The 14771-nt window shown below is 63.2% G+C and carries 11 protein-coding genes; 7 read left to right on the top strand and 4 right to left on the bottom strand.

The window, feature by feature from the left end:
• The first annotated feature begins 184 nt into the window (after nucleotides 1-184).
• The gene (locus M0G41_RS08535; RefSeq protein WP_248207852.1) at nucleotides 185-988 is read left to right on the top strand and encodes a hypothetical protein; all 804 of its coding nucleotides are present in this window, start codon (nucleotides 185-187) and stop codon (nucleotides 986-988) included.
• 439 nt (nucleotides 989-1427) lie between these two features.
• Here the strand turns inward: M0G41_RS08535 and M0G41_RS08530 are convergent, their stop codons facing one another.
• A complete protein-coding gene (locus M0G41_RS08530) occupies nucleotides 1428-2903 on the bottom strand; it encodes a right-handed parallel beta-helix repeat-containing protein (protein WP_248207843.1) in 1476 nt (491 codons plus the stop codon).
• A gap of 456 nt (nucleotides 2904-3359) precedes the next feature.
• Here M0G41_RS08530 and M0G41_RS08525 point away from each other — a divergent pair, with 456 nt between their 5' ends.
• The 6 genes from M0G41_RS08525 (at nucleotide 3360) to M0G41_RS08500 (ending at nucleotide 9861) form a co-directional block, all read left to right on the top strand.
• On the top strand, nucleotides 3360-3881 hold the full coding sequence (locus M0G41_RS08525; RefSeq protein WP_248207841.1) for a lipocalin-like domain-containing protein: 522 nt from the start codon (nucleotides 3360-3362) through the stop codon (nucleotides 3879-3881).
• A 667-nt stretch (nucleotides 3882-4548) separates the two neighbouring features.
• Complete coding sequence (locus M0G41_RS08520; RefSeq protein ID WP_248207838.1) at nucleotides 4549-4917, top strand: GNAT family N-acetyltransferase; 369 nt, start codon at nucleotides 4549-4551, stop codon at nucleotides 4915-4917.
• 116 nt (nucleotides 4918-5033) lie between these two features.
• Nucleotides 5034-5942, top strand: a complete 909-nt coding sequence (locus M0G41_RS08515) for an alpha/beta fold hydrolase (protein ID WP_248207834.1) — start codon at nucleotides 5034-5036, stop codon at nucleotides 5940-5942.
• A gap of 236 nt (nucleotides 5943-6178) precedes the next feature.
• Complete coding sequence (locus tag M0G41_RS08510) at nucleotides 6179-6892, top strand: hypothetical protein (RefSeq protein WP_248207833.1); 714 nt, start codon at nucleotides 6179-6181, stop codon at nucleotides 6890-6892.
• A complete protein-coding gene (locus M0G41_RS08505; protein ID WP_248207829.1) occupies nucleotides 6889-7767 on the top strand; it encodes a HamA C-terminal domain-containing protein in 879 nt (292 codons plus the stop codon). The genes M0G41_RS08510 and M0G41_RS08505 overlap by 4 nt, the downstream gene beginning before the upstream one ends.
• A gap of 3 nt (nucleotides 7768-7770) precedes the next feature.
• Nucleotides 7771-9861 carry a DEAD/DEAH box helicase gene (locus M0G41_RS08500; protein WP_248207825.1) on the top strand — a complete coding sequence of 697 codons (2091 nt, stop codon included), beginning with the start codon at nucleotides 7771-7773 and terminating at the stop codon, nucleotides 9859-9861.
• Between the two features lie 165 nt (nucleotides 9862-10026).
• Here the strand turns inward: M0G41_RS08500 and M0G41_RS08495 are convergent, their stop codons facing one another.
• The 3 genes from M0G41_RS08495 to M0G41_RS08485 all read right to left on the bottom strand — a co-directional run bounded on the left by M0G41_RS08495 (nucleotide 10027) and on the right by M0G41_RS08485 (nucleotide 13940).
• Nucleotides 10027-10548 carry a transposase gene (locus M0G41_RS08495; RefSeq protein WP_248207824.1) on the bottom strand — a complete coding sequence of 174 codons (522 nt, stop codon included), beginning with the start codon at nucleotides 10546-10548 and terminating at the stop codon, nucleotides 10027-10029.
• Nucleotides 10549-10563: 15 nt separating this feature from the next.
• Entirely contained in the window at nucleotides 10564-11103 is a 540-nt protein-coding gene (locus M0G41_RS08490; RefSeq protein ID WP_248207816.1) for a hypothetical protein, read from the bottom strand.
• Between the two features lie 974 nt (nucleotides 11104-12077).
• Nucleotides 12078-13940 carry a DEAD/DEAH box helicase gene (locus tag M0G41_RS08485; protein ID WP_248207806.1) on the bottom strand — a complete coding sequence of 621 codons (1863 nt, stop codon included), beginning with the start codon at nucleotides 13938-13940 and terminating at the stop codon, nucleotides 12078-12080.
• Nucleotides 13941-14771 lie beyond the last annotated feature (831 nt).

Here is a 14771-nt window from a genome sequence, read left to right as displayed (position 1 = left end):
CAGCAGGCAAACGTGGACGCAGACCTGAAACCTGCCTGCAGTAGTCAATCGACGCCGTTCGGAGAACGCTGTGCGGAGAGACAAAGTCATCGTCGCGATCCTCGTGGTGGTCGCGCTTGCTGCATGGGGGTGGAACTTCCGACAGCTACAACCCTACTGGACCTGTTCGCAACCGGAACCTTTCGTGCCAGCGCCACTGGTGGTACCGAATTTTGAGCTCAAGACAAAGGTTCGCACGGTTGATGATGTGCAAAGGCTACGGGCGGGGTTGATTCAGGACGTCTTCGGCGGCCCGCTTCCACAGGAGCGAAAGCTGGTACGCGCGACCATGCTCAGTGCCGCCAAACCTACGCGTTCGCTCGCGATCTACCACGGCGGACATGACGAGGTCGCAGAGAAGGCCTTCGGTGTCACGGCGCTACGAGACGTAGGCTTTGACGTACTCGCGGTCAACATGCCGGGCGGCGACCACTCCCGCTTCGCCGAAGAGAAGTACCCGTTGCGGCCGTTTCTTGAGCCGGTGGCGCTTGGCCTGAACTATGCCACCAGCCTGAAGGAGTACGACGAGATCATCATGACCGGGCTATCGGGTGGGGGCTGGGCGACTGTTCTGTACGCTGCCATGGACACGCGCATCGCGCGGAGCTACCCGATAGCAGGATCGCTGCCGGACTACCTGACGCGCGTGGTGCCGAACTCCATGTGGGACTACGAGCAGTCCCTGCCCGGATTGAGTGTCGGCTACATCGAGCTTTATCTGATGGCCGCGTCAGAAGGGCGGGAGCAGTTTCAAGTGCTGATACGACATGACCCGTGCTGCTTCTCTGGGGACCTCGCCCACACCTACCGCCCCTTCGTGGAAAGGCGAGCATTCATGCTCGGCGGACAGTTCGGGCTGGTTGTCGACGAATTCAGTCACCACGACATCTCTCCGACGATGGCACGCCTGTTGTGGGGCTGGCGATCAGAGGCTGTGCGACTGTACTGATGGGCTTTACAGCAGCGAGCGGGAAGCAGGTGTAAGAAGGCGGGGAGCAAGGCGCAGTTCCCCGTCGCGAGATCGCACAGGGCAGCTCTTGCACCAGGTGTGCGTGGGGCGGATGCCAGTGTCTCCGCGGGCACTTGCGGAAAGGCCGGGCGCTGACCGTGAAGTCACATGCTTAGATGCGCTTCTTCTGCTCTGACGGTAGCCGCCAGCCGCAAATTCGTCAGAGTCGGCACCTGGATCAACACCGCCTCCGGCGACGGCAGACTCCTGTCGGCGCACGGCATTCCTCAATGCGGCAGCCAGCTTTGCTCCCACGCCTGCACGGAGAGATCTCAACGCGTGGGGCAACCACGGCTGCGAAAACCGGGTCATGCGTCCGAACAGTGCGCCGAACCCTGCCCCGGAAAGTGCACTCTGACCCCCGCGTCTCCGCGTCTCACTAGCCCGGCAGCTCGAAACCGTCTGCGAAGATGCGGCCTGTGTCGCGGGCAAACACCCCCATGCCGGCACAGGGACCGGACGGGGCGGGCCGGAAGTCGCCGGTATCCGCGTCCGCGAACAGGGGGTCAGCTTCCCGGGAGTCGAGATCGAACCCCAGCCCCTGCTGCCATTCGGCTAGCGTGTACTGGCCGCCGAGAATGCCAAAGCCACCCCCATTGGCCGCACCGATGTTCAACTGCACCGCACGACCCGGATTGAAGTAGCAGTTTGCTTCCAGCGTCAACTCCGGCTCGATCTCGGCATAGAGCGCATCGCTCATATACGTCCCGATATTGATCAGTCCGTTCTCCTGATGGTAGGCAGGCGCCGTGTCGTACACGATGTTGTGGCGGATGACGATATTGCTGGGGTCATCCGGGAAATCCGCATCCCGCCAATCGACTGTCGGATCGACCTGGATGCCGCCCGATCGATAGATCGTGTTGAACTCGAACAGCTGGTTGGTCTGATGCGTGGGCCCTCCAAGATCCATCGACTGCACCGGCCCCGAGTCGATGACAACGTTATCGTGGAAGTGGGTATTTGCGGTTCCGGTCTGCAGGGCGGCGTGCTTGCAGTTTCTGAAGACATTGTTATAGACACGGAAGTATCCAGCGGGGTTGCCGCTCGCGTGTTTGTACTTCAGGCACATACCCGATCTTGACGCCGTGATCGGCACCGAATTGAAGAACTCGTTGTCGTGGACGCTCACGTTTTCGCCGCGGAAGAACACCATGTTGGAGCTATTCGGCGTGCTCTGCCCGCCGGTGTCCGCATTGGTGCGGTCGTAGTTGTCGTAGAAGCGACTTCCGAAGATCTCGATGTCACGGCACCCATTGCAGTGCAGGCCCGACACATTGTTGTTGTCGACGCCGTCGGTGGAGTGGACCTCGACACCATGCACCCGCACGCCTGAGACATCCGCCAGGGTGATGCCCCCGCCCTCGCCTGGCGAATAGGCATTGCGAACCGAGATTCCCGAGATGTCGAAATGGCTGCCCTGCTGAATGTGGACTCCGTGTCCAGCCCCACCCGGGTCGAGGATCGGGCGGGCGTTGGCGAACGCACTGATCCGGATCGGCCGGTCCGGGCTCCCTTGCTCACCGCGGAAGTAGATCAGGTACGCACCGCCGTCCGCTGCGCCGCCATCACCACCGGGATGGAGGATGGTGTCGTGCACGCCCTCCATGAGGAACAGCGTATCCCCCGGTTGAACGCGCACCCATTGTGGGGGGCGGAAGCTGGGATGGTAGTAGGAGATGATATTGCGGAAGGATCTCCAGGGCGCTGCCAGCGAGCCCGACTGCGCATCATCGCCGTTGACCGGGTCGACGTAATAGCTGACCTGCGCATGCCCGCAGCTCGGATGAAGCGCGCACAGCGCCAGCACCACGATGAAGACAGCTTGCGCGCAGGCCGACTGCGATGACCTCATGCCGTTCCACCCTGGTTTCGGACCCATGCTCCTGTTCAAGGATACGTAAACCCGGGCCCATTGCGCGCGTCCTGAATGCCCGGGGGCGCAGGGCGATTCCACCCTACGCGTAGCGGGCTCGGACGTTGAGCCCCTGGCCACATGGCATCGAGCGCGCCGTCTCGCGCGAATCCGTCCTGCTGCCCAGCCTTGTACATTTCCATCCAGCCACAACGCCAGCCCGAGTCAACGCCACACACATTGCGAGCGCCCGCCGTCGTGACGCGCTGCCCCCCGGGCGCCTCGCGTGCATCGGCGGCTTGTTCCGGATGGGCGCGACACTGTGCCGACTCTGGCGACTTCCCAACCCCTGCGCCCAGCTGAGCCCTCGCGCCGACGAACCGCCCACCCATCGATTGATCGACAAGCGGATCAACGGGCAGCCTTGCGCCCTCCCATCCGCTTCGAGCCCCGCCCATGAACCTTATCCGCCTGCTGACGCTCTGCCTGCTCGGTATGGCCATCGCCTCCTCCGCCGCCGCATCCACGCAACCACCCGTTAAGACAAACCCGCTGCTCGGCGGCTGGGAACTGCGCGAGCTGCATTGGCAGCAAAACGGGAAGACCCACAAGCTGGCCCCGGCGCCGGGCGGATTTCTGCTGCTGGGCGAGGCGCACTACTCGATCAGCTGGATCACCGCCGCGACCCCGCGCGAGCCGTTCAAGGTGCTGGCGGGGCCCAGCGACGCCGAGGCGCTGTCGGCCTTCCGCTCGATCGCCTTCAACGCCGGCACCTACACCCGCGACGCCACCACCCTCAGCACCCGAGCCCGGATCGCCAAGGTGCCGGGCTTCGAAGGCGGCCAGCAGTTCTTTCGCCTGCACCTCGACGGCGACGTGCTGACCCTGACCCTCCACGACGAAACCTACCCCGACGGCAGCAAGCCCGACTGGGCCGGCAAGCTCGAAGCCCGCATGATCTGGCACCGCGCCAAGTAGGCCGCATCCCAAACGCGCCTCCACTCCTCCCTGGGCCCAAGCCTTTCCGCTTCCCTGTAGGAGCGGGCTTGCCCGCGACCGCGAGGCTGCGGATTTGCTTCGGTCTGTGGCACAGCGACACCCCGCGGTCGCGCCCAAGGGCACTCCCACAGAGCAGCGGCGCGCCTGGCCGTTCGGCGGACCGGGCTCTGTTGTAGGAGCGGACACGGCCGCGACCGCGACGCTGCGGATCCACCCCGGTCTGTGGCATGACGACACCCCGCGGTCGCGCCCAAGGGCACTCCCACAGAGCAGCGGCACTCCTGGCCGTTCGGCGAGCCGGGCTTCTTTGTAAGAGCGGACACGGCCGCGACCGCGGCGCTCCGGATCTGCTCCGGTTTGTGGCACGACGGCACCCTGCGGTCGCGCCCATGTGCGCTCCTACATTCGCAGGGCCGCGGCGCTACGGTGGCGCGGGGCACTTCGGCTTGTCTGTGGGAGTGGGCTCGCCCGCGACCGCAGGGCTTCGGATTCACCTCGCTCTATGGCATGACGACACCCTGCGCTCGCGTCCAATATGCGCCCCACCGACACCCCCAACCACCCCATGCCACCTGCCTCCCCACTGACACGACGCCCAGCCGCTGAAGCGGACATCCCCTTCCTGCTTGCACTGCGCAGCGCGACGATGGATGCGCATCTGGAAGCCAGCGGCATCCGCTGCACCGCGGAGGACAACCTCGCCCGGGTGATGCATCGCTTCGACTGCGCGGAAGTGCTGTGCGATGGGGGCGAACCGATCGGCCTGCTCAAGCTGGCGCGCGGCACCGACAGCTGGGAGATCATCCAGCTGCAGCTTGGCCCCCGCATGCAGGGCCAGGGCGCGGGCAGCCGTCTCCTGCAGCAGCTGATCGCCGAGGCCGAATCTCAAGGGGTCGCGCTGACCCTCAAGGTGCTCAAGGCCAACCCGGCACGGTTTCTCTACGCCAAACTTGGATTCGAGACCGTTGGCGAGGACGACCACGAGTTCCTGATGCAGCGCCCGGCGCCAGGCTGAGTCATCCCCGCATCCCGGCACCCGGCGCCGCGCAGCGCGCGTTTAGAACGCGCCCCCGCCCTCGCCCCACCCGCCCCGTCCGGTAACGTGCCGCAACGGTCGACCCAGGAGCGCCCATGAACAGCTTCACCGAGCGGGTGGCGGGCATGGACATCGCCCATCAGCTGATGGCCGAGCCCGGGCGCTGGATCGACCTGGGCCACAGCCGCCTGCCCTACTGGGTCATCGGCCGCGGGCCCGATCTGGTGCTGGTGCACGGATGGCCGGTGGATGGCCGCACCTGGCGGCGCATCGTGCCGGTGCTCGCCCAACACTTCACCTGCCATGTCATCGACCTGCCCGGCTCCGGGCGCAGCACGTGGAGCGAGGACACCCCACGCGGCTGCGATGGCCTGACGACCTGCCTCAGGCAGGCGCTGCAGAGGATGGACCTCGCCGAGCGCTTCGGCTTCGTCGCCTTTGACAGCGGCGGCGGCTTTGCGCGCAAGGTCGCCGCCGAGATGCCCCAGCGCATCGCCGGCCTCGCCCTGGGCAACACCGAAACGCCGAAGGACTACTCCCGCCTGTTCCACGCCGCGCTGCGCAAGGGCCGCCAGTTCGGCGCGAGGACGATCATGCGCCTCGGCCTGCAGTTCGCCTCCGTCCGCGAGAAGGCCTGGCTGAGCAGCGCCACCGATCCAGCCCTCCGAAGGGAACTCGCAGATCTCTTCCTGCGCCCGCTGGCCCGCGACGGCCGACGCTTCGCCGGCATCTTCGTCCTCGCCGACAAGCTGCGCGCAGAAGACTTCGACGGCTGCTACGAAGCCCACCAGAAGATCAGCGCCCCGGTCCGGCTGATCTGGGGCACGAAGGATCCCTGGTTCAAGCTCGACGCCGCCCAACGCATGGTCACCCAGTTTGCCGGCCCCACCGAGCTGATCGAAATCGAAGGCGGCAAACTCTTCGTCCACGAGGAATTCCCCGACCGCTTCAGCCAACTTGTCGTCGACCACTTCACCCAAGCCTTCGACACCGCTTCCCTGTAGGAGCGGGCTCGCCCGCGACCGCAGGATCCCACCTCACCTCAGTCCCCCTTCAAGCCCACCCCCCAACTCCTCCCCTTCCGCGCCCGCAGGGCGCGCAGGGGGAGGCCGGGAGGGGGTAGCCCCCCCCAAGGCCACAGCCAAACCCCTTAGCACCCCACCCCAAATTCCCAAACCGTTGACATCTGATCGCAACCACGGCAATCCTCCGCCCAATCGCCACTTAAGGACCCCGCCCGATGCCGCGCAACGCCCTGTGGTGCCTGGTGTGCGCGGCATGGCTAGCTTTCGGGCCGGCGCAGGCCGAGGACGAAGGCTTCTCGCTTGATCGCATCGAGGTCACCGGCAGCCGGATCAGCTACCGCGACCTGCTCGACGTGCCGGCCGTTGCCATCACCAAGCGCGGCGACTACCTCTCACAGGGTTTCACCCTGGTCAACGACACCCGCAGCGAGGCAGGCCGGCGCAGCGAGGTCGACGCCACCGTGCGCAAGCTGATCACCCGCGCCGGCAAGCGCTATGCCGTGATCCATGACGACGGCTACGCCCAGACCCTCAAGCCCGACTCCCCGGCCCTGAACCTGGTCGAAGACCCCAAGCGCCCCGACACCGGCCGCGTCCAGCTGCGCGTGCGCGTCGATATCGACGGCGACGAGACGGCCCAGATCGAACGCCTGCGCGACTTCCTGCGCGAGACCCCGATGGTCGGCCGAACCGAGATCGAGCTCGAACCCGACACCGCCCTCGGCATGCGCCGCCCCGAGCGCTACCGCTACGAACTGATCGACGCCATCGCCGCCGACTCCCAGCGCCTGCGCAAGACCATGGGCGAAGGCTGCGAGGTGGCGCTGGAGGGGCTGAACAGCCGGATTGAATGGGAGCGGGTGGGGCCGTTGGAGCTGCTGCTGTATGTGCCGTATTCGATGACGGTGGAGGGGTGTGGGGCGCCATGAGCAGACACTCTCTGCACCCTTCTCCGGCCGCACGTCTTCCCGAGCCGCTGCTCGTGCGCCTGAGCTCCACAGACAAGCCCTGGTCGCACGAGAGCTACTGCGCAGGATTTGAAGTTGAGCAATGGCGATGCGCTGCCTTCGCCGATCACATGATCGAGTGGATCGCGGACTACGCACTACGCGAAGACGAACTCGACATCAACCATGGGAACATGTATGTCCGCCTGAAAGAGGCTGCGGTCCGCGTGTACTCGACCGACAAATATGCGAAGCGTGGAGAGTTCGGAGAGATCGTGCTTCATGCGATCTGCCGCTCCTTCTTTGACACCATCCCGCTCGCCCCACGCGTCTTCTACAAGACGTCATCGAACGACGTCGTGAAGTCGTTTGATATGGTTCATGTTCGGTACCTGCAAAAGGATCAGTTCGAAATCTGGCTGGGCGAATCTAAGTTCTACAAGAGCGGCCTGGAGGCAGTCGCCTCCGCCATTCAGTCTGTCAAGCAGCACATCGACGCAGGATTCCTGCGCCATGAAAAGCTGCTTCTCGGGCCTCAGGTATCGAAGCACCTACCGCACGCCGATGCGATACGCAAATTGCTCGCCAGCCAGACTTCGCTCGATGCGCTGTTCAGCAACGCGGTCTTTCCAGTCTGCATTGCATGCGACAGCGGTGCGATCGGAACCCACAAAGCCCATACGGAGGAGTACCTGTCAGCAGTTCTCAAGGAACTGGTCAGCTACCGGGACAGACTCAGTGAGTCTGGCCTCCCGAACCAGATCAGAATGCTGCTCGTTTATATCCCTCTCGGATCAAAGGATTCTCTGGCTGCAGCCTTCGACAAACGTCTGAAAGGTCTGGTGATACAGGGCTAAGAAATGAACATCACGCGCGATGAATGGACGCAGATTGCTGAACTGAGCGGCCCAGCGCTAAAGGCGCGCATCTTCGAGCTGCTCCAAGAAGCTTCTCACGCTTTCCATACTGATGCCTTCAATACGCCCGAGACGCTTGAAGTCATTCCGCGGCTCGCCGAAATTGTTCCAAAGCGACCTGAGCTTGCCTCGTATAGAGAACCACTAAGCGCACTGGCCAGATTGTCTGGACTTTGGAACTACATCGACAAGGAGGCTGCGACAGAAGCTGATGTGCTATTGGCGGAATCCGTCACGCTCCCCGAATTAGACGGAGTAACACTGCATCGCGAGCAGGTCGAGGCTCTCAACGACTTGCTTGCCGGCCGGAATTTGATCCTGAGCGCCCCCACAAGCTTCGGCAAGAGTTTGCTTATCGATGCGCTATTGGCGTCGAGCAAGTACCGCCGCGTTGCGATAGTACTTCCAACTATCGCCCTGCTCGATGAGTTTCGCCGCCGCCTGCGTCGTCGCTTTCCAGATCGATTTGCCGTTGTCATGCACCCGTCGGATTCGGCCGATGAGGACACACCGACGATCTTCTTGGGCACCCAAGAGCGCCTGATTCACCGAACGGACCTTGGAACGCTTGACCTCACGGTGGTCGATGAGTTCTACAAGCTCGATCCGACACGCAAGGATGAAAGAAGCGTCACGCTGAATGCGGCCGTCTACAAACTTCTGAACCGTTCTAAACAGTTTTTCTTTCTTGGACCCAACATTGACGGCGTTCGCTTTGACCAGGGCGGCCGCTGGAAGTTTGAGTTCTTGCGTACGCGGTTCTCGACCGTTGCCGTCGACACCTACGACTTGCGCAAGGTTGCAGAGAAGGAAGCCAGACTGCTTGAAGAGGTCGGTGAAGAAGCCAATTGGCCCGCCTTGGTGTTCCTATCGTCACCCGATCGAGCGAACCGCATGGCGTCGCGAGCTGCTGAAGAGATGGCCGTCTCCGATACGGCCTCGCCGTTCGCTGAATGGCTGAGGGCAAACGTTGGAGAAAAGTGGTCGGTGGTGAACTCAGTTCGATACGGTTTCGGCGTGCATCATGGGCGACTACCTCGCGCCATCGCCTCACACATGGTTAGACTGTTTAACGAAGGAACCTTGCCCGTACTCTTCTGCACATCGACCCTGATTGAAGGCGTCAACACCGCCGCGAAGACAGTCTTCATCTACGACAAGGACATCAACAAGGCGCCCTACGATTTCTTCACGTACTCCAACATCAAGGGTCGCGCTGGCCGTTTGGGTCAACACCATGTTGGCCGCGTCTACCTCTTCAATGAAGCGCCCGATCAGGAAGAGATGGAGGTTGCACCAACACTGTTTGCCGACGAAGACACTGCGCCGCTGGACTACGTAGTGCAACTCGACGACCAGCCGACGCGCAGGTCGCCCGACACACGCGTAACGGCGATCAAGGCAACGCTTGGCCTGGAGGGTGAGGATGTGCGTTTGGCAGCGTCTGTGGGCCTTGAGAATGCAGCCATTCTCAAGAGCGCCGTAGAAAAGTCCCAGTCTGCCTCACTTCAATGGACAGGATTCCCCCGCTATGAACAGATCGCCGCGGTTGTCAGTTTGATATGCGGGGTTCGGCGGGCAAGTGAGTTCGGTGCCTTCACCGACAAGATGCTGACATATCAGATCAATGCCCTGCGCCAAGCGCCCAGCATGCAGGCATTTCTTACGAAGTATGACGCCACCTACCGAGGTACGGCGGATGCATACGACCACGTCTTTCGCTTCCTTCGCGCGTGCGAGTACGGGTTACCCCAATGGTTCGCATTGGTACAAGCGTTTGTACGGGGCTCTGGTGGGCACGCCGACTACAGCTTGTTCATCGTTGAGATGAGCCGCTGGTTCAAGGCCGAGGCGTTGAAGGATCTTGACGAAGAAGGGATACCTATTCAGGTTTCGGAGCGATTTCATGGTGGCGAGACGAAGATTGAGCTGACGGCCAAACTTGCCGAACTTGCGCGCAGCCGATCAGCCGAGCTGACCCCTTTCGAACGCCAGTGGGTGTTGTCGGCTCTTGAACTTGGGCAAGGGACATAGATGAGCAGGAGAGTAGCTGGGAGAAGAAGGGGTTAGGAGAAGCTGGGGACGGAGTGGACTTTGCACACATGACTGCTCTGGATGGCCACTCTTCCAGCGAAACAGGTGTCATAGTGGAATGGCACGAAACAGGGGTCCGAAACAGGGGTCAGAGTGGAATGGAACTTACTTAACCCACTGAGGGTGCCCGTATCTGCGCACCTGTTCGCGCGCTGCAGCGCGGGGCTGCGTCATTAGGCGGTAGGCTTTGGGTCGCCGCTTGACCGCTCGAGGTTCAGTTCTCCCGGGTCTTCGACCCACGCGTCGCTGCGCCACCAGCGCCAACAGCTCGACCTCGTTGCTGATCATTCGGCGATGAGTACCTCGCCAGGCGAGCCAGAGTTGAACGGTGTGCTTGAAGCTCAAGCTTCTCGGCGCGATCTCAGCGTGGAGCGCAGCACGCAGCATGAGGCCTCGGACGAGGTTGTAGGCAATCAGGTAGACGCGCAGCTCTTTCATCGCCATCTCCGGCGTGCGACAGCTCAGCGTCTCCATGCCCAAGGTGGTCTTGATGCAGCGAAGGTCCAGTTCCGCTTGCCAACGCTGGCGATACAGCGCCTTGAGATCGTGCTTGGGCGCTTGGCGCGGACACAGCATGGTGGTGACGGGAAGCTTGCCACCAGTGCGAAGTTCGCGAACCAGGAGCATATCCGGGGCAGCGTCTTACTGTGACTGGGTCATCCAGTCAGGGCGTTTGGGTGGCTTTCGCAGTTCGATCACATGGTCTCGCTCACCCAGTCGTCGGCCTCGGCGGAAGTCTGTGCTCCGTCGCCGTGCACCAAACTGCTCGAAAACTCCGGCGATGCCGCGACCCTTGAGGTCGGCGAGTAGGAAGCACGTCGAGAAGAATGCATCGCCAAGCAGAATGTCGCCGGCCTCCAAGTGGTCGAGCAGAGATCTCAGCAGGCTGTTTTCGTCGCTGCCATTTCCTTGGGTAGCGCCCGTGGCAGTATCAAGCACGGCGCCGCTCGACAGGCACATCAGGGCAAGGAGGCGACACTGCGGAAAGCCGAGCCCGGGCTTCTGCGTGCGAGGCTGCGGGAAGGCTGCCTGGTTGGAAACAGGGGTCAGTGTGGAATGGCACTGACTTAGCGACCAGTTCCTTTGAACTTCAACACCTTGCATTCCGTCCACTTCGTCGCGACCGTAGCGATCCCTCGCCATTCGAGGCGAGGAATGGCTGAAACCTTCGTCGCCTGCCATGGCGAATGCTGGGTCAAGCGGCCTACGTAGGAGGTAGACGCTTCAGTTTATTCAATCACTTAGCCCCTAGGTCAGTGCCATTCGGGTCAGAGTGCACTTACCACTTAGCCACGCTCGTGATGCAAACTCACAACGCTCACTGGTCTGGCCCTTGTTCGCGACGGAGACCGTTCTCTGAGAGAACGAGCCTTCCTGGCTTGAGAGGTCGGTTGGCCAGAACGTACTCGCGCACAGCTCTGCCCTTTTCTGTCAGCGAGACTCCGCCGAATACCAATCCTTCTATTGCTGCGCTCTCGGTCGCTGAGCCGGCGCGGCCAAACCCAGGAAATGACTTCCGCGCTTCCTCCACTTCCTCTGCTGAATGAACTCGGAGCAGTCCCATCGGAACTAGTTGGACGTCCGCGACTCGTCTGAAAGCCTCGAAGGTACCTCGCGAGAAGTAAGTCGCGTTGCTCGGTTCAATCAAGATCAGCGCTTCTACGCTCGTTTCGAAAAGGCGGGAGTTGACTTCTTGTGCGCTCTCACGGTGTGACTCCCAAGGGGTTGGGAACAATTCTCTAAGGACGGGAAACCCTGAAGGAATTCCCACTGCAAGGGCGGCAACGGCAAGAATAAGATGCCATCGATCAAAGGGATTCTTTCGCTCTTTCGTATTCACTGAATCTGTTGCTGCTACAAGGACGTGAGACGCGCTTCGTCTTCTCGATTTGTTGTTTCGCTTTCTGGACATGATTTGATCCCGACATCGCAGCGCCAAGCGTTCTTGGTCAAAATCCTCATAAGTAGGCGGCTCATCACACCCAAACCATCCGCCCGAACGCACCAGTATCATCCGTCCGAACTCTCCAAACGACAACTTGCATCATATCCCTATGCGGGCATGTTGCCAGTTGGACTGTAGACAGAGGAAAGGTCCGATTGTGACAAACCACAACTGCGGAACAGGGGTCTGCGGAACAGTGCCGAAACAGGGGTCAGAGTGCACTTTCCGCAGCGGCGGATCGAACACCCTCCCCTCCCCCCACCCGCAGCACCCAAAGCCGCGTCATCGCCCGCGTCATCGCCACATACATCAACCGCGCCTCGGTTACCGGATCCTCTTCGGCCTTGGTCTGCCTTCCGAGCCCGGAGACAAACACGCTTTCGAACTCCAGCCCCTTGCTGGAGTGGGCGCTGACCAGCTTGACGCTGGGTGGGCCCTGGAACAGGGACTTCTTGTCGCGGCTGGTGGTGGCGCAGCGCAAAGGCACGCCTGCCCGGCGCAGGGCCTTTTCGATGCGGGTGGCGTGGGCGTAGTCGCGCCAGATGACGCCGATCTGGTTGGGGTCGTGGCCGTTGGCGATGAGGTCGGCGACCTGGCTGGCGATCAGCTCGGCTTCGTGTTGCGGGCTGTCGCAGTCGATCACCTGGGGCGCGGGGCCGTGGCGGCCGGCGCTTTCCGGGGCGATGACGTGGGGCGTGTCGTCGTCGCCGTCGTCGCCATCGAGCAGGTCGCCGGCGAAGGCCTTGGCCAGGGCGAGGATCTCGTAGGTGTTGCGGTAGTTGAGGCGCAGGATGGTGGTGCGGCCCTGGGCCTGGATGCCGACGCTCTTGAAGCTGAAGCGCCGGCGTTTGGGCCCGCCGTAGATCGCTTGGGCATCGTCGTAGAGCAGCAGCAGGGAGTTGGTGCTGGGGTCGACCATCTGGGTGATCAGCTGCAGCCAGCGCGGTTCGAAGTCGTGGCCTTCGTCGATCAGCACGGCGCCGTACTGGCCGCGGGGAATCGCATTGCCTTCGACGCCGGCGATCACCGCCTCGACCATGGCCTCGAAGAAGGCCGACTTGTCGCGCCCTTGCTCCGGCTTGGGCAGGCGGTAGGTGCGCAGCATGTCGTGGCACCAGCCGTGGAAGTTGCGGATGCTGACCTGGGCCTGCAGGCCACGCGCGGCGATCAGCTGTTCCAGCCGCGCGGCCAGGGTGACGTTGTAGCAGAGCACGAGGATCGGCCGGCTCAGGCTGCGGGCCAGATGCAGGCAGCGGTAGCCGAGGATCATCGTCTTGCCGGAGCCGGCCACGCCGTGGATGACGCGGTGGCCCTCGCCCAGCGAGCGGGCCAGCTGCTCCTGCTGCAGGTCCATCACGCGGATCAGGTCGGGCAGGGTCTGCTCGATGGCGGCGGTATCGTTCTGGCTCTGGTCGTCGGCCCACAGGTCGGGCTGCATCGGTGAAACGACGCGTACTTCGGGAAACAGGTGCCAGCGGATGCGGTCGATCTGCGGCAGGCTGAGCGGGTGACCGGTGTGGGCATTGAACAGGTCCCACAGGCGCTGCTCGAAGGCCTCGCGGTCGACGCTCTCGGCGAGGTCATCGCGCAGCAGGACCAGATGCTCGGGCAGCACATGGCCCAGTTCGTGGGCCTCGAACTGGGCGCGGGTGACATTGGCCAGCACCACGCCGTGCCCCCAGGGCACCATGGACTTGCCCTGCAGGAGGTGGCCGGCAGGAAAGACCAGGGCCGGGTCGCGCTGAAGCACGGTGTTGAGTTCCAGCGCGTAGGCGCGGGCCTGCAGCAGCGGGTTGACCACGGTGACGTCGCCGCGCCCGGTGCGCAGCACGGCGCGGGTCTTGTCGATGGAGACGACGGTGTCGAGCTTCCAGTCCTTGACCTCGAGCACCAGCAGGCCGCGGTTGGGATGCAGGACGACGAAGTCCGGCTGGCGCTGCTTGGGGCCGATGGGCACGTCGAACCAGGCGAGGTAGTCCTCATCCAGCTGCTCCTCCAGCCGCAGCGCGGTGCGCCGCTCGCCGGAGGTCATCCGCGGCAGGCACTGGTTTCGGGAGGGGATCAGGGTGGCCATGCGCAGCCTTCAAACAGCGCCGTCGACCGACGCGGCGGGGCGGGGCGACGGGCTGGCGATGGGAGGAGCATCGCTTGGGGCATGGTCGGCTAGAACGGACTTAGTAGCCTGATTTGTTGGGAATCTACACGCTGGGTGGGGGATGGGGAATCCCCTGAGGGGGCGTCGGGGAGCGTTGAGGGACTGAGGTGTGCGGGGGCCACCCCCTCCCGGCCTCCCCCTCCGCGCCCTGCGGGCGCGCAAGGGGAGGAGTTGGAAGCTGGGAGGGTTGAGGCGGCTCGGTGGGGGTGTGGGGGGCGTCGGTGCGCCTAGGCGCACCCTATGGGGCATTTCGCTGAAGCGGATGGATGTGAGGGGGCTTGGGTGGCTGCGCCCCTCCCGGCGTCCCCCGGCGGCACCCGCCTGCCCTCCGGCGCCACTTGACCGGTCGAATCGCGAACCAGGGAACGCGCGACCCGCGTTCGTTGTGCCGACTGGGCTGTGAGGCATCGGGTCGGCGCATCCGGGACGGGCCCCATGCATACGTCTTGAGCGCTTGACGGGATGGCGGGAATCCACCCCTCGAAACAGGGGAAGAACGCGTCCAACCTTGGCCCCCTCCCTCGCAGCCCGCCAGGGTGGAATCCCCTACCGACTCGTCAGTTCCGGTCCGCTTCTGGATGCTACGCTCCCACGCACCTGGCAGCCGCGGATGGTCGCCTTTACGGACAACGAATCGAGGGAAGCGGGACATGCAGACAAGCGCGGATTGCCACAGCTTCTGGTCGCGATATTCCGTTCAACCGCTTCCCGGCACCTCGCTGCCTCCCTCGCGTCGTGCGATGCCTGCGT

It is taken from the genome of Pseudomarimonas salicorniae (genome assembly GCF_023156535.1).
Classification (GTDB): domain Bacteria; phylum Pseudomonadota; class Gammaproteobacteria; order Xanthomonadales; family Xanthomonadaceae; genus Pseudomarimonas; species Pseudomarimonas salicorniae.
Note: the sequence above shows the minus strand (reverse complement) of the source record. Positions and strands in the feature narration are given on the sequence as shown.